The following is an 18472-nucleotide window of genomic DNA, read 5'->3' on the forward strand; positions in this document are numbered from 1 at the left end:
CTCTTCTCTCAGTAGGGCAAGGCAGCAGAAGCTGCTGTTCCGATGCGACCCTGCTCGTCATGGAGGGCGCACACCGAGACGGCCACGCCGTTGTCGATCTTGTGGTCCAGGTTCTCGAAGCCGATCCACTTCCCGATCGGGAGCCTGCTCAGGTACAGAGTCACGTCGGCATTGATGAAGTTCAGGCTCGTCGCGCCCATGTTCGTGAAGGGGCTGACCCAGTCGGCCGCCATCGAGGCAATCTGGAAGGGTGTGTCCCCGACCCCGTCGAGCAGCGGGCACGTTTCCCGAAACCACGCGAACTTCCGGCCGTCGCCCGACGGTTCGAGCCGTCGAACTTCGCCGAAGTGCCGTGGGGCCTGTTTCACGGGCGGCGCAACGGATTCCGGTGTCGGAGCGCGGTATTCGACTGGCGCCCACGTCACCGGAGTCGATTCGGCACCGGACAGCAGGGCCTGCACGCTCGCGAGTGCGACGGGAACGCCGTCCGCGGACGCCTGGACCTCCACGATGCGGACCCGTCGGCCGGCACGCCGAACGGACGTGGTGATGTCGATCGGCCCCATCGGGATCGGACGGAACAGGTCCGTCGTCATACGAGCCGGGTGGAAGCCGTCGGCCAGGTGTGTTCGTTCCACTTCGTGAGCCATCAGACCGGACACGAGGCGTCCGTGAACGAGGTTCTCGGACCACGGGCTTCGAGCATGCGGCCGAGGTTCGTAGTGTCCGTCCGCACCGTCGAAGAATGGTTCGCCGATGTCGCTGCGTGGCTCGGCCACTTCCCGAACCGTTGCCGTCATCGGACGACCACCGTCCCGCGGTCGAGGACAACAGTGTCGTCCGACGTGGTGGCACGGAAACGTATGCCGTCGGGAGTATTCCAGATCCACACCGTCAGCTCCTGGCCGGGAAACACCGGTTTGGTGAATCGACCCGACATCGAAAGCAACCGTGTCGGGTCGGAGCCACACAGCTCGTGCAGCAGAGCCCGCCCGGTGATGCCGTACGTGCACAGTCCGTGCAGGATCGGCGACGAAAATCCCGCGCGGGCGGCGAACGATGGGTCGGAGTGCAAGGGATTGCGGTCCCCCGAAAGCCGATAGAGCAGAGCCTGTTCGGCACGGGTCGCGTAGGTCGATTTGGAATCTGGCGCGGTGGTCGGCATCGGCGCCGCATCACCGCTGCGGTCTCCGGCGTGGCCGACCGATTCCCCACGGATGAATACCGAAGATCGCGACGACGCGACGACCGCCCCCGTCGCAGAGTCGACGGCGGTCGCTTCGGTGACCACGAGCGCCCCACTCCCCTTGTCCTGCATCGACGTCACCGTCGATCTCACCTGTACGTCACCGTCGACGGGTAGGAGCCCTGCCGTCTCGAACGCCTGCTCGGCGTGGACGAGCATCGCCGGATCGAACGTTCCGAGCGACCGTCCGGACCGCGCCTGCGTGGCCAATACGGCGAACGTCGGCAGAACCCGTTGCGCGGTGTCCGCCGAATTTTCGGTGACATAGGCCAATTCGTCGAGAGTCGGGTCCTGGCCGGCCCCGACACCTACCGCATACAGCAATGCGTCCTTCGATGTCCATGTTCGTCGAACCGGATCGCTCGGCACACCGATGACACCGAGATCGAGCGCCATCAGGACACCTTCTCCGGCACGAGTCCGTTCATCTTCGCGTTGCCCGCTGCCTCCGCGACCAGCCGCGGCACCACCTCACCGAGTTCGCCGGGTGCCCAGCGAGCGCCCTTGTCGAAGCTCGGTCCTGCACTCCAGCCCTCGGCGACACTGATGTGCCCGCCGCGAACGTTGAACACCCGGCCCGTGATGTCGCGTGACTCCTCGCTGCCGAGCCACACGACGAGCGGAGCGATGTTGTCCGCCGCCGATGCGTCGAAATCACCCTCTGCCGGCGCTTCTCGGCCGACGTTCCCGCCGAGGTTCTCCGTCATCCGGGTGAGAGCTGCAGGCGCCACCGCATTGACCGTCACGCCGTAGCGGGCGAGTTCCATCGACGCGATGATCGACAGGCTGGCGATACCCGCCTTGGCCGCGCCGTAATTGCCCTGACCGACGTTGCCGTAGATCCCCGACGACGACGTCGTGTTGATCACCCGCGCATTTACGGCCGCACCGGATTTGGACTGTTCCTTCCAGTAACGCGACGCGTGGTGCATCGGCATGAACGTGCCCCGCAGGTGGACGCGGATGACGTCGTCCCATTCGGCCGCCGTCATGTTCGTGATCATTCGGTCGCGCAGGATCCCTGCGTTGTTGACAAGAACGTGCAGGTCACCGTAGTGCTCGACGGTGCTCTCGATCAGCCTCCTCGCGCCGTCCTCGTCCGACACGTCGGTTCCGTCGACCCGCGCCTCACCGCCTGCCGCCCGAATGAGGTCGACGACCTCGCCTGCAGGCCCGTCGGCGCTGCCGGATCCATCGACATCGGCGCCGATGTCGTTGACGACGACGATCGCTCCCTCGCGGGCAAACTCCAGCGAATGTCCTCTACCGATGCCGCGACCGGCACCGGTGACCACGACGATTCTGCCCTCACATATTCCGCTCATCGGGATTCCTGTTCTTCGTCGGTCGGACTCCACGTGATCAGCGCGTCGAGCGCCTCGCAGTGGGACCCACTCACCATCAGGGGATTGATCTCCAATGCCTGCAGCCGGTCCCCGAGGCCGTAGGCGACGTCGGCGATGCGCTTGACCTGGCCGACCAACGCATCGATATCCACGGGCGTGCTCCCGCGCGCACCCTTCAGCAGCGTTATTCCGCGTAACCCGTCGATCGCCTCGCGCACGTCGTCGTGCGACACGGGCAACACGCGAATTGCGGCGTCCGCCAACACTTCCACCCACACTCCGCCCAGTCCGACCGCGAGGGTCAACCCCCACACCGGATCGCGCACGACACCGACCAGCATTTCGATTCCGTCCATGCTGCGGTGCGGTTGAACGATGGTCGCGACGCCCGTCGATCCCATCGCCTGCAGTGATGACGTCACCGAATCGAATGCGTCCCTGACGTCGTCGGCGCTTTGCAGATTCAGCCGGACTCCCCCGACCTCGCTCTTGTGACCGAGGTTCTCGGCGACAGCTTTGAGTACGACGGGGTAGCCGAATGCGTCGGCATGAGCGACGGCGTCGTCGGCCGTCGTCGCCAGTTCCGTCGGAACCACAGGGACTCCGTGAACTCGAAGCAGACGGCCGGCCGCGTACTCGGTCCACATGCCCGACGGCTCTCGCTCGAGCACGATCCCGCCGGGATCGGGCGTCGGAGCGGAGTTCTGTCCGACGAAATTTCGCCGGATGGCTGCCCAGCGAACTGCATTACCGAGGGCCGTCATTCCGTGCTCGATACCGCCGAGAACATGTGGAAAGTCGGTAGCATCGGCGATCGATCTACCGTGCTCGGTGACGTCGGTGAGAACGGTGCTGAGCACGACGGTCGGAACAGCCGTCGCCTTGATGTTCTCGGCCGAGTCACCGTACGCCGCAAGCGCGAGCGCTGGGTCGGCAGCGGGAACACGCGGAAGCTCGGACAGCAGCACCGCGAAGTCGACCTGCGGATCCTCGGCCACCACCGCCAGCGAACGGCGCATGAGGGTTCGATCGATGACGACGTAACCGGTGACGTCGAGCGGGTTCTGCACGGTGGCGAAGTCCGGCACGATGTCCTGCAGCGCGCGAGTAGTGTTGTCGGAGAATGCAGGAAGCTCGAGTCCTTCGTCCTCGGCGCGATCGGCGATGATCTCCGATGCACCTCCGGACGGGGTCACGACGCCCATTCGAGGGCCGGGCAATCCGCCGTTCAGGCTGGCCATCAGGCCCGCCGTCAGGATGAGATCCTCGAGCGAACGAACGCGGATGACACCCATCTGTGCGAATGCCGCGTCGATGACAGAATTGTCGCCGACGAGAGCGCCGGTGTGCGCCAATGCCGCACGGGCGCCCAGCGCGCTGCGTCCGATTTTCAGCGCGACGATCGGCTTCCCTGCGTCGAGTGCGAGCCGAGCGATACGACGGAATTCGGAAGGATCACGGACCGATTCGAGGAACAGAGCGATGACCGACGTGTTGGGGTCGTCGACCAGATACTCCATCACGTCCGTCACGGACATCATCGATTCGTTGCCCATGGCGGTCAGGAAGCTCAGGCCGACGTTGCGGGCCTGGGCGAACTGCAGAACGGAGCTGGCAAGCGCGCCGCTCTGCAGGACGAAGCCGACAGAACCTGTCAGAAGGGGGCGTCCGATCGGCAGACCGTAGGGCGTGATCTTCTCCGCCGCGTTGATGAAGCCGTTTCCATTGGGTCCGAGCACCGTCAAACCGCTCGCGCGGGAGAACGCGATGATCTCGTCCTCCAGAGCCTTGCCCTCCGCACCCGTCTCGCCGAATCCCGACGTCAGGATCACCGCAGCCCGCGCGCCGTGGTCGACCGCAGCGTGGAGAGTGGAGAGTACGACCGTTGTCGGAACCATGACGAAGATCAGGTCCACCACGTCGGGCAGTTCCGCCAGAGTTCGATAGGTACGCATCCCGTGCACTTCCGGGCTGGACCGGTTGACCAGGTACACGTTTCCCGTGAAACCGCTGTCCTTGATGTTCTGAAATGTGTTGAGCGACCAGGGTGATTTGTCGGTAGCTCCGATCAGCGCGATCGAGCGGGGCTCGAAGAGCGCGCGTAGGTCGAGTCCTTCGATGGTCGGATTGGTCATGGAGTCCGTTCCTGTCTGCGGAGTGACGCCTGCATCGAGAAGCATCTCCCCTCTCAGTGTCCGAAGCCGTCGGAATTGACATGTCCCTTGATCAGATTCCGCGCGATCGTGCGTCGCTGGATCTCGTCGGTGCCTTCGAAGATCCTCAGCAGCCGAAGCTCGCGGTACCAGCGCTCGATGGGCAGTTCCTTCGTGTAGCCCATACCGCCATGAATCTGCAGAACACGGTCGACGACGTTGTTCGCCATGATCGACCCGTGCAGCTTGGCCACCGAAGACACGTGCCGGGCGTCCACTCCCTGCGCCACCGACCACGCCGCGCGCAGCGTCAGCAGCTTCGACGATTCGATCTCCACGTGCGAGTCGGCGATCTGCCACTGGATGGCCTGGTACTCCGCAATGGGATGTCCCATGGACACGCGGTTCTTGGAATGCTCGATCGCCATGTCCAGCAACCGCTCCGCGGAGCCGATCGCGCGGGCCGGAATCATGTAGCGGCCCTGGCCGATCCAGCTCATCGCGAGCTCGAAACCTTTGCCGACCTCGCCGAGCACATTGCTCTCGGGGACACGGACATCGACGAACGACAGCGCGGCCGGCCCCCACTGCCCCATCGTCGGGATGGGTGTCGATGTCCAGCCCATGTCGCGGTCGACGATGAAACACGTGACACCGCCGTCGGCGCCCTTCTCCTTGTCGGTCACCGCGAACACCATGACGAAGTCTGCTTCGTTGCCGCCCGTGATGAAGATCTTCTCGCCATTGATGACCCAGTCCGAGCCGTCCTTGACCGCCCGGGTCTTGATGCTCCGCGCGTCGGACCCGGCACCGGGTTCGGTGATGGCGAAGCACGACCTGCGCTCACCCTCGATGGTCGGGATCAGGTACTGCTGCTTCTGCTGATCGTTACCTGCATAGAGGATATTGTCCGCGGAACCGCCGAACGAGAACGGCACGAAGGTCCTGCCTGCTTCGGCTGCGATGATCGCGCTCATCACGGGACCCAGGTTGGCTCCGCCGTACTCCTCGGGCGTGTTGATACCCCAGAAGCCGGACTTGCGAGCCTTCGCTCGCAGCGCCTTGATGTCCTCAGTCGGTAGTCCGGGCCTGCCTTCACGCTCGTTCCGGAGCACCTCGCTCTCGAGGGGAATCACTTCCTTCTCGAGGAATGCGCGAACGGACTTGCGCATCAATTCTTCTTCTTCGTTCAGAGCGAAATCGACCATGTCTTGGACGTCCCTTCCAGGTTCGCGGGGAGGAGAGAGAAAGTGAGATCGAACGATATTCTAGAACTTCGATCTAGAAGCACAGTGAACGATCAGACCCCCCTTGTCAAGCCCGAACTGTCGGATTTCTGGAGATCCGAGCCGAACCTTGACAGCGCAAATGTTTTAGAACATCCTTCTAGAAATCACCCTGGGACACCGGGCGTGGCACATCGACGAAGTTTCCTTCTCGGGCAGGCTCGCAGTCGATTTCGACGCCCGCGGGGCACTTCCTCCCGACCCATTCGGAGGTCATCACATGTCGCACCGATCGATCCTCGGACGCGCAGCTGCGTTCGCTACCGTGTGTGCCCTCTCGGTAGCATGCGCCGGCATCGACCAGCGGACATTCGACAGCACTGCGCTCGATCGTGACGCGACGGTGATCTACGGCCAGATCGTCGTGCCCAGCAGCCTCGACCCACACCGCGGAGTTACTGAAAACGACCTACCGTTACTGACGGTGATCTACGATCGAATCACTGACGTCGACACCGACGGCAACCCGATACCGATGCTGGCCGAGAGCTGGGAGCTGGACGACGAAAATTCTTCATTCATTCTGAACATGCGTGCGGGAGCTACCTTTTCGGACGGAAACCCCGTCGATGCCGCTGCAGTCAAGAGCAACATCGACAGAATTCTGACCGATCCGCAGTCCACGATCAAAGCCCAGATCGCAGGGACCATAGGATCCGTAGACGTCCTCGACGAGCGCACGGCCCGCCTCAACCTCGTCGGACCCGGCGGATCACTTCCTACGCTATTGGCATCGAGACCCGGCATGCTCGTCTCACCGGCCGCCCTCGGTAACGTCGACCTCGACCAAAATCCTGTCGGTGCAGGCGCTTTCATGATGACGTCCAGCATTCCCGGCACCGAATATCAGTTCGTCCGCAGGCCCGATTACTGGGACGACGACGCCTATCGCTTCCGCAAGCTCACCTTCCTCATCCAACTCGACACCGCCACCCGCATGAATTCCCTGCAAGCGGGCGAATCGACGATGACAGGTGTGGTCGGCCCGCAGAAGGAAGAAGCCAAAGCAGGTGGACTGCAAGTCTTCACTTCCGGCGGCGCCAGCACCAGCATGGCAAGAATTTCGCTGAACACGTCACGAAGTGAATTCGGCGAGAAGGCCGTACGCCAGGCCATGAACCTTGCCATCGACCGCGCGGCCATCTCACGAGTGCTGTATTCCGGCGACTGTATACCCGGCGCGCAACCGTATCCCGAGGGCTACTTCGCGCACAGCGACTCGCTCGACGACAGCGGCTGGGCCGACTACGACCCCGACCGAGCGCGTGAACTCCTGGCCGATGCCGGGCTCGCCGACGGTTTCACGTTCACCGCAGCGGTGCCGAGCCTGTCGATCTACCAGAACAACGCCCAAGTGGTGCAACAGAATCTGGCCGACATCGGCATCGACATGCGCATCGAGGTCATGGACGCGACGCAGGCTCGGGCGCGATTCGTCACAGGCGAGGCGGATGCTCTCGTCGGCCAGTACGGCGGCGGAACGGACCCGGGCCTCTACGTCTCATCCGCGTATCTGCCGACGGGAGGAGACAATCCCGGCAAGCTGACCACCGACCGAATGGCCGAGTTGTACGCCGCAACGGCACGCAGTACCGACGTCGACGAGCGAAAAGCCGCCTACGAGGACCTTCTGGCCGAGGCGTTCGACATGGGCCCGGCGCAGATCGTTCTGTGCCACTCGGTGGCCTCGGTCGCCAGCCAAGGAAACATCGGAAACTACGAGTTCTACAAGACCGGAGGCACCGGTCTCAGAACGTTGGACGTGAGCAAGTGAATTCCACCGACGAACGAAGATGAGGTGTTCCAATTGTGTTGATATTCATGGTCAAACGATTGTTGGCAGCTGTCCCCGTGCTCATTCTGGTCACCATTCTCAGTTTCTCCATGATCCACCTGATACCCGGAGACGCCGCGGTAGTGGCAGCAGGTGAGAATGCGTCTGCCGAACAGATCGCCGCGACAAGAGCCCAGCTGGGGCTCGATCAGAACATCGTCGTCCAATACTTCAGCTGGGTCGGAAATCTGCTGACCGGCGATCTGGGCACCTCACTGCTCAGCAGCCATCGCAACGTCGACGCCATCCTGGAAGCCCTGCCCGTCACGCTGTCTCTTGCTTTCGTCGCGCTGTCGTGGTCACTGGTGTTCGGTGTCGTCGTCGGTGTTTTCGCGGGGCTTCGCCAGGGCACGTGGGTCGACCGCATGCTCACCGGCTTGACCACCCTCGGTATCTCGATGCCGAGCTTCTGGCTCGGACTCCTGTTCGTCACGTTCTTCTCGCTCCAGTTCAGGCTCTTCCCTGCGACTGGATACGCACCGCTCAGCGAAGGCGTCGACGCGTGGTTCTCGCACCTGGTACTACCCGCCCTCGCGTTGGGGACCGTCACTGCCGCCGAGATCGCCAGGCAATCGCGAGCAGGTGTCATCGATGTACTCGAACGCGACTACATTCGCACCGCCACCGCGAAGGGCCTGCCGCGTTGGAAAGTGATCGTCAAGCACACGTCGAAGAACGCCGCGGTCCCGGTCGTCACAGTGTTCGGACTGCAGGCGGCCGCACTGATCGGCGGCGCGGTGATCATCGAGCAAGTGTTCGGCATGCCCGGGCTCGGCTCCGTCGCATTGAAGGCAATTCTCGAGCGTGACTTTCCCGTCATCCAGGCGTTCGTCGTCGTGATCACGCTGTTCGTTCTCGTGATCAACCTGCTCGTCGACATCTCGTACGCGTACTTCAATCCGAAAGCCAGGACATCATGACGATCAAGCCCCTCTCGTCACCGCTGGACAGTGCTCGGCAGCAGCTCGGATCCTCGACGAAGACGACAAGCGCCCGGCAGGTCCCTCCGTCGCCTGGCCGGTTGTTCGTGCGACGAATCCTCAAGTCCCGCACCAACGTCGTATGCCTGATCTTTCTCGGACTTCTCGGTGTCGTCGCCATCGCAGCCCCGTGGATCGCGCCCTACGACCCCGCTTACCAGAAACTGGCGTCGGCGTTTCTACCGTTGTTCTCCGACGACCACATCCTCGGCACAGACCAACTCGGTCGAGACACATTCAGCCGGTTGATCTATGCCACTCAGATCTCTCTCGTCGCACCGCTCATCGCCGTGGGATTCGCAGCGGTGACCGGCCTCCCGCTCGGGCTGCTCGCTGGTTACTTGGGCGGCAAGTTCGACTGGATCACAGGCCGCATCGCAGACGCCTTGATCGCCCTTCCTGCTCTCGTGCTCGCTCTCGCGATCATCGCGATCTTCGGGCCCGGCCTGGTCAACGCAATGCTGGCGGTGGGCGCTGCGTCCGCGCCTCGCTTGTTCCGTGTGGTACGAGGATCGACCATCAACGTGCGCGAGGAAACCTATATCGAGGCAAGCAAAGTAGTCGGCTGTTCGACGCCTCGCACCGTTCTGATGCACGTGCTGCCGAACGTGAGATCACCTCTACTGGTGCAAGTCACGCTGATGCTGTCACTGTCTCTTCTGGCGGAGGCGGGCCTCAGCTTCCTCGGTCTCGGCGTCCAACCACCCACTGCCAGTTGGGGTTCGATGCTTCGAAGCGCGTTCGACAATCGCTTCCAGAGCCCATGGATGGTCGTCCCGCCCGGACTCGCGATCATGCTCACCATTCTGTCCTTGAACATGCTCGGCGACGGCATCCGAGACGCCGTCGGCCAGGAACGGAGAAAGTCGTGAATCTTCTGTCCATCGAGGACCTCCAGGTCGAGTTTCGCACCGATGCCGGCTGGACACCGGTGGTGACCGGCTCGCACCTCGAACTGGCCGCGGGCGGAACACGCGCCCTCGTCGGCGAATCCGGTTCGGGTAAAACAGTGACCGCATTGTCGATACTGGGTCTCCTCCCGAAGCACAACAGCAGGGTGACTCGCGGCACCATCGACTTCGACGGTGAAAACCTGCTCGCCGCACACGATTCCCGCATGCGTTCCATCCGGGGACGCGAGATCGCGATGATCTTCCAGGAGCCGATGACGAGTCTGAATCCCGTCTTCACTGTCGGGGAGCAGATCGCAGAAACAGTCCGAACCCATATGGGCAGCTCACGAAAAAAGGCGTGGGCCAGAGCAATCGAAGTGCTCGACCTCGTCGGGATACCCGCCGCAGCACGGCGAGTGAAGGACTACCCGCACAGCTTCAGCGGTGGAATGCGGCAACGCGCGATGATTGCGATGTCGATAGCATGCGATCCCAAACTGCTGATCGCCGATGAGCCGACGACAGCCCTCGACGTCACCGTGCAAGCCGGCGTGCTGCAACTACTTCGACGACTCCAGTCGGATCTCGGCACAGCGGTACTGCTCGTCACGCACGATCTCGGAGTGGTCGCGGACTTCTGCGACGAGGTGACTGTCATGTACGCCGGGGAACCCGTCGAAACAGCACACGCGGAGCAGTTGTTCGCCGAGCCCTTGCACCCGTACACCGCAGGGCTTCTCGAATCACTACCGCAACGAATCGCACCCGGTGACGATCTGGTCGCGATCCCTGGCATGGTCCCTCGGCCCGAGCACATGCCGCCTGGATGCCGTTTTTCGCCGCGGTGCCGCCACTCCGTCGCCGGTACATGCGACGGTCGGCACCCCGAACTGATCGAAATCCGATCGGACCGCAGCACCCGATGCGTACGCGTCACCGACCACGACCTGTCGGGCCTGCTGCCGGCATTGCCCCTCGAGGCCGTTCCTGCCCGCGACACGATCGATTCGGCAGACCTGGAGGCATCGCGATGACCACACTCGAGAAGACCGTCGTCACCAAGCCCGTATTGCTGGATGTACAGCATCTGTCCAAGTCCTTCGTACGTTCGCGAGACCTTCTGGGGCGACCACGCGAAACCGTCAGGGCCGTCAGAGACATCAGCATCAGCGTTCGAGCCGGCGAGACGCTCGGCATCGTCGGCGAGTCGGGTTCGGGCAAATCCACGCTCGGTCGGTCGATCCTGCGGCTCGAAAGCCCCGAGGAAGGGGCCGTTCTTTATCAGGGCCGGGATCTGCTGGCGCTCGGCCGACGCCACCTTCGGCGTACCCGGCGCGACCTTCAGATGATCTTCCAGGACCCGTATGCCTCGCTCGACCCGACCAAGACCGTCGGGAACGCCATATCGGAGCCGCTGCGGATCTTCAGCCGATCCACCCGAGCCGACCACAGCGACCGGGTGGCCGAGTTGCTCACCAAGGTGGGACTGCGTACGGAATTCGCCATGCGGTATCCCGGCGAAATGTCCGGCGGACAGCGCCAACGAGTCGCGATCGCACGGGCTCTGGCTCTCGAACCGAAGGTGATCGTCGCCGATGAGGCGGTGTCCGCGCTGGACGTATCGACACAGTCGGAGGTCATCAACCTGCTGGTCCACCTGAACAAGGAATTCGACCTGACATGCCTTTTCATCTCGCACAACCTGGGCGTAGTGCGTCACATCAGTGACCGCATCGCGGTCATGTATTTGGGGAGAATCGTCGAACTCGGCTCTGCTGCAGAGGTATACGACTCGCCTAGGCACCCGTACACGAAGGCTCTGCTATCCGCCATTCCCGTCCCCGACCCGGCCATTCAACGTGCCCGTCCCAAGACCATCTTGGAAGGAGATTCACCCGATCCGGCCCATCCGCCGACAGGATGCGCATTCACCTCTCGGTGCCCGTACGCACGGGAGCTATGCACCCGCGTCGAACCGGTTCTCGAACGACGCGACAACGGATCGATGTCCGCGTGCCATTTCGCAGATTCGTTGCTCCGGGAGAAGGACCCCATCGCCTGACGCCACGAGGGCCCTGTATCCGCTGGATACAGGGCCCTCGTGGTTCCACCACCCCCCGGGGTGCTCAGGTGCCGAGCAGCTTGGCTTTCGCCTGCGCGAACTCGTCGGCGTCGAGGATTCCCTGATCGCGGAGGTCCGCGAGTTTCTGGATCTTGGTGACGAGGTCTTCTTCCGCCTGCGGCGCCTGAAGTGGCGGCGATTGAGGTGGCGGCACCTGTTGCTGCGGTTCCTCGCGTGCTTGTCTGCGACGGTTCATCATGTTGGTCGTCGCGTTGGCGGTTCCCGCGACGACCGCGGTGCGCGCTACCGTCCCGAGCAGTCCGGGCCTACCCACTCGTCCGCGTCCGAACACCATGTCTCTCTCCTATGCCATCGCAGCCGCGAGCGCGATTTCGACTGTCTCACGCGGTATTTGAACGTGCAGCGCCACTTCTCCGCCTGCATTCCTCGATGCATTCGCGAGCGTGCGCGCCCATGTCTGCTCGTACACCAGCACTGCAGCGGACGTGCCCGGCTCCACCGTGTCGCGTACGACGTCCAGATCCTCGTCGCTGATGAGTGCCTTCGCCTCGAGCGAGAGGATTTCGAGCCCGACGTCGTCGAGTGCTTCGTCGACGTCGACCTGCCGGAGCGACCCGTCGAGACCGCGTCCGATGTACACCAGATCGAGCAGGGAGATGACGCCTTGCTCGACCACTTGCGCGAGCGCGGCGACGACGTCGGGATCCGCTCGGTCACCGGGGAACGTCATCACGAGAACGCCCACCGGACCCACGTCGACCATTGCTTCGCTCATCGTCACGATGCTGCTCGGGCCCGGCCCCCGACGCATCATCCGGTGCGGGTGAATTCACCTGTTTCGGATGATGATCATGCTCCCGCGCTGGTGCGAGCATGAGCTACAGGCTTCTCCGACCAGTGAAATGGGGCTAGGGATCGTGGACTCGTTCTGGGATTTTCTGTGGCTGATCATCGTCAGCTTCGCATTCGTCGCCTACCTGATGGTGCTGTTCTCGATCATCGGCGACCTCTTCCGCGACCACAAGACGTCGGGGTGGATCAAAGCTGTCTGGGTGTTCTTCCTGATCGTGGCTCCGTTCCTGACGGCGTTGATCTACATCATCGTCAAGGGTGGGGACATGACCAGGCGTCAGGTCGTCGCGGTCGAACGGGCGAAGGACGAACAGGAGCAGTACATCAAGCAGGTCGCCGGGCGCACGTCTGCCGAGGAGATCGCGCACGCCAAGACGTTGCTCGACAACGGAACCATCTCCGAGGCGGAGTTCTCGCAGCTGAAGGAGAAGGCTCTTCGCTAGCGCTCAGAGCTCGTGCACGAAAATACATAGCGGGGTATGTATTTTCGTGCACATGCGCGTCAGCGCCTCAAACGTTCCTTCCGAAGCTGCGTGACCTCCGGGAGATCCAGAGGCTCCAACGCACGGCCAATCGCCTTCTCCAGCAGATAATCTGCGAGCTCCGGGTTCCGCGCGAGCACCGGACCATGCATGTACGTCCCGATCACGGACCCCTGCACGACGCCTTCGCGCCCGTCCCCGACACCGTTCCCGACGCCCGAGACCACCTTGCCCAACGCATGCGCGTCGGGACCCAGAGTGGTTCCGCCGCGGTGGTTCTCGAAGCCGGTGAGCTTGCCGCTCAAGCCGTCGAGGGTGGGCTCGGTGACGACCTCACCGATCGATCGGACCTCCTGCGGCGACGTCGTGACGTCGAACAGCGAGATGCCGTCGACGCGTTCGCCGGACGACGTCTCGTACCAGTGCCCGAGAACCTGGATCGCCGCGCAGATCGCGAGCACCGGGACTCCGCGGGCAGCCGCGTTCTGCAGACCGGGATACTTGCCGAGGTGGCGCGTGGCCAACCTCTGCGCCGAATCCTCTGCTCCACCAAGGGTGTACACGTCGAGAGACTCGGGCACCGGATCGTTCAGCGTGATGTGCACGACCTCGGCGTCGATGTCGCGCATACGTAGTCGTTGCCGAAGAATCAGCGCATTTCCGTTGTCGCCGTACGTGCCCATGACGTCGGGCAGGACGAGGCCGATGCGGACGGTGGACTCAGACATCGCTCACCTCGCGTGCGAGTGCGCGTCCCAGATCCCGGAACGCGGTGTAGTTGGCCAGCACCTCGACGCGTCCAGGAGGGCAGGATGCGATGGCCTTCAACGGATCTGCGATGGTGGTGTGCTTCGAACCCGCGTACAGCAACCGCACTCCGAGGTCCGTGGCGCGCTCACCGGAGGCGACGACGGCGACGTTCTCGAAATGCTCGAACCGTACGTCCCACAGCCACGACAGGTCCTCACCGTCGGGAACTTGACCGTTGACGGCGATGACGAGACCATCGACGGTCGGGTCGATCATCGACAGGGCTTCCTGCCATCCGGCGGGGTTCTTCGCGAGAAGCATTCGGACGGAATGAGATCCGTACTGAACGGTCGAGTAGCGGCCGGCGACTTCGTTCACCGTGGACGCGGCAGACACTGAGTCCGCAGCAGATGCACCCAACGTCACGGCGGCAGCGACGGCCTGAGCTGCGTTGCCGCGGTTGGCCTTTCCTGGAAGCGCCAACGACATCGGGATCTTCAGGCCGTCGGGTCCGTACAGGTTCTCGTCGTCGAGCCACCAATCCGGGGTCGGCCGGGCGAAGTCACCGCCGGTCGAGTACCAGTGATCGCCGTCCCAGACGATCGGCTCGCCCGTGCGCGGACAGCTCACCGAGTCGCCCGCCCAGCCGCCGCCCGCAGCGACCCAGACGACGTTCGGAGCGTCGAACGCCGCCGAGGTGACGAGGACGTCGTCGCAATTGGCGATCACGACGGTCTCGGGGTGCCGGGCGAGGCCTGCACGTAGCTTGCGTTCGATCATGTTGATCTCGCCGACGCGGTCGAGCTGATCGCGACTGAGGTTCAGCAGCACGACGGCAGCAGGTGACACGGCGTCGCACACGTGGGGGACGTGGAGCTCGTCGACCTCCAGCGCCGCCAACGGCGCATCGAAGTGCGCATGCAGTGCCGCGACGATGCCTGCGTCCATGTTGGCGCCGTCGGCCTGCGTCGCGACGTCACCGAGTGTGGAGAGCGCGGCAGCCGTCATACGCGTCGTCGTCGATTTTCCGTTGGTGCCGGTAACCACGACTGTTCGACGCCCGGAGCCCAGGCCCGTCAGGATGTCCGGATCGATCATGAGGGCGACGAGCCCACCGATCATCGATCCCTTGCCTCTGCCTGCCTTGCGTGACGCCCATGTAGCGGCCTCCGCCGCCCTCAGCGCCAGCCGGCCGCGCGCACCTATTGCCGCCCTGCGCTCACCCGCTCGAACCATGCGCCGAGTCTGGCACAGACCTTTCCGGCAACTCTCCTCGGAAGACGGGCAGTGCGGCTAAGTTCAACTGAAACACGTTACAGAAAGGCTGGATCATGACTCCCGAGCCCGACGTCCTTCGCAAGACCGTCGACGCCTATGTGCAGGCCGTCGCGCACGGAACCGTCGACGATGTTCTTGCTCTGTACGCCGAGGGCGCGACCGTCGAGGACCCCGCCGGAAGCGAGGTCAGAACGACCGAGGCGTCGATACGCGAGTTCTACGCCGTGCTGGAGCCCATCGAGCAGACGTCGGAACTCCTGACATGCAGAATCGCGGCGAACACTGCAGCCTTCCACTTCCGGCTGACGTCGCACTTCGGTGAGAACACGTTCGAGGTCGACCCCATCGATGTGATGGAGTTCGACGACGAGGCCAGGATCACATCGATGCGCGCCTACTGGTCACCGGAGGACCTGAAGCAGGTCTGACTCACACCCGGACGGGCTCGGCGAGAGGCGTCGGGCGCGGGTTTCGGGCCATGCCGCCCAAGCACCCGGCGATCACGACGGCGGCACCTGCCAGTGACAGCAGGCTGGGAGTCTCGCTCAGGAAAATCCACGCACCCGCGATTCCGACGACGGGAACGAGCAGCGAAAACGGTGCGACGACGCCTGCAGGATGGCGGCCCATCAGCATCGTCCACAGCCCCGATCCGGCGATCGTGCCGAGCAGCACGATGTATGCCAGGCCGGCCAGCGCGGGCCACCCGTCGGCACTGAATGCGTCGGCGAGAGCGTGCCACCCCGTCGTCGGGCCTTCGGCTATCGCGGACAGCGCGAGCATCGGCAACGGCGGCACGACGCACATCCACAGCATCAGCCGCATCGGTTCCGTCGACTTCGCGAGACGGTTGCCCAGGTTGCCGAACGCCCACCCGAGCCCGGCCAGCAACGTCAGCGCGACGGGAACCAGCGATGCCGCCTGCGCCCGGTCGTAACCGATGAGCGCCATCCCCGCGACCGCGACGGTGATGCCGAGTATCTGCCGCCGGGTGACGTTCTCGCGAAGAAGCAGGGCCCCGAGAACGATCGTGAACGGGGCCGACGACTGCAACACGAGCGATGCGAGACCGGTCGGCATCCCGGCGTTCATCGCGGCGAACAGGAACGCGAACTGCAGGAATCCAAAGCCGAAGCCGTACAGCAGAAGCCATTTCAGCGGGACGTTCGGTCGCCGGACGAACAGGACCACCGGTACTGCGATGACCAGGAAGCGGAGGGCCGCGAAGAAGAACGAAGGAAAGTGGTCGAGGCCGACGCGGATTGCGAGGAAGTTCAGTCCCCACAACACGGCGACGGTTGTTCCGAGCAGGCGGTCGCGAGTGGTCACGCCGTCTATCTTCGATGCGCCGAAGCATCAGAACAATCGAATATTTTCGCATTGATGGTTAAGATTTGTTATATGAATGTCGAACGGCTCCGGATTCTCCGTGAACTTGCGGGACGCGGGACCGTCGGCGCAGTGGCCACGGCGATGTCGTTGACTCCCTCGGCCGTGTCGCAACAGCTCAAGCTACTCGCCAAGGAAGCCGGGGTTGCGCTTCTCGAGCCCGACGGTCGACGGTTGCGCCTCACGGACGCCGGTACCGCGCTGGTACTGCGGGCCGACGAGGTACTCGGGGCACTCGACCGCGCGGCCGCCGAGATGGCGTCGTACAGTGCGTCACCCCGGGGTCGCGTACGGGTTGCGCTGTTTCCGTCCGGTGCTGCGCTCCTGCTACCCGGAGTGTTGGACCGATTGCGCGACAGCGGAACTCGGATCGAGGCAAGCGACGAGGACCTACCCGCGTCGGCGGTGCCCGCTCTGCTCGCCGATTACGACGTCGTTCTGACGCATCGCGACGACCGAGCGCATCCGACGACGGCGCCGCGCATCGAGGTGCTGGCGTTGATGCGTGAACCCATCGATCTGGTGCTTCCACCGGAACACGTTCTGGCGTCGCAGAATTCGGTGGATCTACGGCAACTCGCCGACGAGCAGTGGATCAGCGTGCGCGGCGGCTTCCCGGTCGACGATGTCCTGCTGTCCGTCGCGGCAGCTACGGGCGTTCAGCCTCGGGTGGTCCAGCGTATCAACGACTTTCGTGTCACCGAGGAGCTCGTCGCGCGAGGCCACGGGGTCGCGCTGTTGCCGCGCTACGCCGTCGTACATCCGTCTCTTGTTCGTTTGCCGCTGCGCGGCGTGCGGGCCGGCAGGGTATACGAGCTCGCGACGAGGCCTGGCGCGCGGAAGCTGCCGGCTGTTGCGGCGGTGGTGGGTGCGTTCAAGTCCGAGGCCGCCCATGTGCACGAAAATCCATAGCCCACTATGTATTTTCGTGCACATGGGCGCAGCCCTCACAGGGAAACGAAGTATCTCGCCACCCCTCCCGGACAAGCACCGCGCGCACTTCGGAGTACACGCCGCAAGGATCCTTGGTCACCTCGTCCCAGCCGTAGACGAGGCGCGGCAGACCGCTGAGCTCGGCCGCGTTGTCCCGTCGGCGATCCCGGAACCGACGCTGCCGGGCCGAGTGGAACGCCTGGCCGTCGAGCCTGACGATGAGGCCGACGTCCTCATACAGGACGTCCTCGAACAGCGTCCGTCCGTCGACGTGATGCGGCGTCTGGCGCGCACCGGCGGGTAGGCCGTGCGCCTGCTCGACATCGACGACATAGCGATGCTCGAGAGCCGAATGAACGCCGCCGGACAGCAGCGCCAACGTATCGAACAGCGCCGATCGATAGCGTCGAGGACGGCGGAGTTCCATCTTTCGCCGCATCGCATCGACCGAGACGGCACCCGACGACATCGCCGAGACCATTCGGACCATCGCGTCCCTGACGGTGGGCGCATCGACCGCAAGGTCGAGCACGGTATCAGGCTTACTCGTCCTCAGCGGATCGGTCTCGACCGAGATATGCGACCAAGCACGCGATCGATGGACAACGACTCCGGGGTGAATTTCGTTGTTGTCCAACGCTGTGAAGCGCATTTTGGCGTGGCGGGAGACGGCGCCCTGACTCGTGGCCGAGCAGCCGAACGGGATCGTCACATGGACGGGCCCCTGCCGCTGTCGGATCATCCCCCACTCTTCAGCCGCCGTGTCATGGCTGAGTAGCGCCCTAGGTCCCGCATACAGAAGGGCTGCCGAGCACATCATCGGCCGCGTGAGTGGCCCGTTGGTAACCGATACAACGCCGCGAAAGACTCGAAGCCACTGACCGGTCTCCACTTCATGACGTATCGATTCGCGATTCACACCTTGCTCGTACAGCTGCGCGGTCGTGAGGATGCCGCATTGGGCGTC

Annotated in this window: 19 protein-coding genes; 8 read left to right on the forward strand and 11 right to left on the reverse strand. The window is 63.7% G+C overall.

The window, feature by feature from the left end; all coding sequences use genetic code 11:
- Positions 1–8: 8 nt before the first annotated feature.
- From CHB96_RS06130 to CHB96_RS06150, 5 genes are read right to left on the reverse strand one after another with little or no spacing between them, the layout of a single operon-like run.
- Positions 9–800 (reverse strand): thioesterase family protein, encoded by a 792-nt coding sequence (locus tag CHB96_RS06130; protein ID WP_089244153.1) that lies wholly within the window; start codon positions 798–800, stop codon positions 9–11.
- The gene (locus CHB96_RS06135; RefSeq protein WP_089244155.1) at positions 797–1642 is read right to left on the reverse strand and encodes a MaoC/PaaZ C-terminal domain-containing protein; all 846 of its coding nucleotides are present in this window, start codon (positions 1640–1642) and stop codon (positions 797–799) included. The genes CHB96_RS06130 and CHB96_RS06135 overlap by 4 nt, the downstream gene beginning before the upstream one ends.
- Positions 1642–2571, reverse strand: coding sequence for an SDR family oxidoreductase (locus tag CHB96_RS06140; RefSeq protein ID WP_089244157.1), 930 nt, complete (start codon positions 2569–2571; stop codon positions 1642–1644). Before CHB96_RS06140 ends, CHB96_RS06135 begins: the two co-directional genes overlap by 1 nt.
- Positions 2568–4727, reverse strand: a complete 2160-nt coding sequence (locus CHB96_RS06145) for an acetate--CoA ligase family protein (protein WP_089244715.1) — start codon at positions 4725–4727, stop codon at positions 2568–2570. The genes CHB96_RS06140 and CHB96_RS06145 overlap by 4 nt, the downstream gene beginning before the upstream one ends.
- A 53-nt stretch (positions 4728–4780) precedes the next feature.
- On the reverse strand, positions 4781–5953 hold the full coding sequence (locus tag CHB96_RS06150; RefSeq protein WP_089244159.1) for an acyl-CoA dehydrogenase family protein: 1173 nt from the start codon (positions 5951–5953) through the stop codon (positions 4781–4783).
- A 298-nt stretch (positions 5954–6251) separates the two neighbouring features.
- Between CHB96_RS06150 and CHB96_RS06155 the strand changes: the two genes are divergently transcribed.
- The 5 genes from CHB96_RS06155 to CHB96_RS06175 are packed head-to-tail and all read left to right on the forward strand — an operon-like array spanning position 6252 to position 11800.
- Entirely contained in the window at positions 6252–7805 is a 1554-nt protein-coding gene (locus CHB96_RS06155; protein WP_089244161.1) for an ABC transporter substrate-binding protein, read from the forward strand.
- A gap of 47 nt (positions 7806–7852) precedes the next feature.
- On the forward strand, positions 7853–8785 hold the full coding sequence (locus CHB96_RS06160; protein ID WP_089244163.1) for an ABC transporter permease: 933 nt from the start codon (positions 7853–7855) through the stop codon (positions 8783–8785).
- The gene (locus tag CHB96_RS06165) at positions 8782–9717 is read left to right on the forward strand and encodes an ABC transporter permease (RefSeq protein ID WP_089244165.1); all 936 of its coding nucleotides are present in this window, start codon (positions 8782–8784) and stop codon (positions 9715–9717) included. The genes CHB96_RS06160 and CHB96_RS06165 overlap by 4 nt, the downstream gene beginning before the upstream one ends.
- Positions 9714–10772, forward strand: coding sequence for an ABC transporter ATP-binding protein (locus tag CHB96_RS06170; RefSeq protein ID WP_245865300.1), 1059 nt, complete (start codon positions 9714–9716; stop codon positions 10770–10772). The genes CHB96_RS06165 and CHB96_RS06170 overlap by 4 nt, the downstream gene beginning before the upstream one ends.
- Entirely contained in the window at positions 10769–11800 is a 1032-nt protein-coding gene (locus tag CHB96_RS06175) for an ABC transporter ATP-binding protein (RefSeq protein WP_089244168.1), read from the forward strand. Before CHB96_RS06170 ends, CHB96_RS06175 begins: the two co-directional genes overlap by 4 nt.
- 64 nt (positions 11801–11864) lie before the next feature.
- On the opposite strand, the gene CHB96_RS06180 is transcribed toward CHB96_RS06175, so the two are convergent.
- A complete protein-coding gene (locus CHB96_RS06180) occupies positions 11865–12155 on the reverse strand; it encodes an SHOCT domain-containing protein (RefSeq protein ID WP_089244170.1) in 291 nt (96 codons plus the stop codon).
- Positions 12156–12164: 9 nt separating this feature from the next.
- Positions 12165–12596 carry a DUF6325 family protein gene (locus CHB96_RS06185; protein WP_089244717.1) on the reverse strand — a complete coding sequence of 144 codons (432 nt, stop codon included), beginning with the start codon at positions 12594–12596 and terminating at the stop codon, positions 12165–12167.
- Between the two features lie 142 nt (positions 12597–12738).
- Between CHB96_RS06185 and CHB96_RS06190 the strand changes: the two genes are divergently transcribed.
- On the forward strand, positions 12739–13116 hold the full coding sequence (locus tag CHB96_RS06190; protein WP_245865302.1) for an SHOCT domain-containing protein: 378 nt from the start codon (positions 12739–12741) through the stop codon (positions 13114–13116).
- A gap of 59 nt (positions 13117–13175) precedes the next feature.
- On the opposite strand, the gene CHB96_RS06195 is transcribed toward CHB96_RS06190, so the two are convergent.
- Both CHB96_RS06195 and CHB96_RS06200 read right to left on the reverse strand, forming a co-directional pair.
- Positions 13176–13883, reverse strand: a complete 708-nt coding sequence (locus CHB96_RS06195) for a type 1 glutamine amidotransferase (protein WP_089244174.1) — start codon at positions 13881–13883, stop codon at positions 13176–13178.
- Positions 13876–15141, reverse strand: coding sequence for a Mur ligase family protein (locus tag CHB96_RS06200; RefSeq protein WP_089244176.1), 1266 nt, complete (start codon positions 15139–15141; stop codon positions 13876–13878). The genes CHB96_RS06195 and CHB96_RS06200 overlap by 8 nt, the downstream gene beginning before the upstream one ends.
- Before the next feature lie 95 nt (positions 15142–15236).
- Between CHB96_RS06200 and CHB96_RS06205 the strand changes: the two genes are divergently transcribed.
- Complete coding sequence (locus CHB96_RS06205; RefSeq protein WP_089244178.1) at positions 15237–15611, forward strand: nuclear transport factor 2 family protein; 375 nt, start codon at positions 15237–15239, stop codon at positions 15609–15611.
- 1 nt (position 15612) lies between these two features.
- Here the strand turns inward: CHB96_RS06205 and CHB96_RS06210 are convergent, their stop codons facing one another.
- Positions 15613–16512 (reverse strand): EamA family transporter, encoded by a 900-nt coding sequence (locus CHB96_RS06210; RefSeq protein WP_089244180.1) that lies wholly within the window; start codon positions 16510–16512, stop codon positions 15613–15615.
- Between the two features lie 72 nt (positions 16513–16584).
- Here CHB96_RS06210 and CHB96_RS06215 point away from each other — a divergent pair, with 72 nt between their 5' ends.
- The gene (locus tag CHB96_RS06215; RefSeq protein ID WP_089244182.1) at positions 16585–17484 is read left to right on the forward strand and encodes a LysR family transcriptional regulator; all 900 of its coding nucleotides are present in this window, start codon (positions 16585–16587) and stop codon (positions 17482–17484) included.
- A gap of 4 nt (positions 17485–17488) precedes the next feature.
- Here the strand turns inward: CHB96_RS06215 and CHB96_RS30040 are convergent, their stop codons facing one another.
- Positions 17489–18037, reverse strand: coding sequence for a hypothetical protein (locus CHB96_RS30040; RefSeq protein WP_245865304.1), 549 nt, complete (start codon positions 18035–18037; stop codon positions 17489–17491).
- Positions 18038–18472 lie beyond the last annotated feature (435 nt).

It is taken from the genome of Rhodococcoides kyotonense, from assembly GCF_900188125.1.
Taxonomy (GTDB): domain Bacteria; phylum Actinomycetota; class Actinomycetes; order Mycobacteriales; family Mycobacteriaceae; genus Rhodococcoides; species Rhodococcoides kyotonense.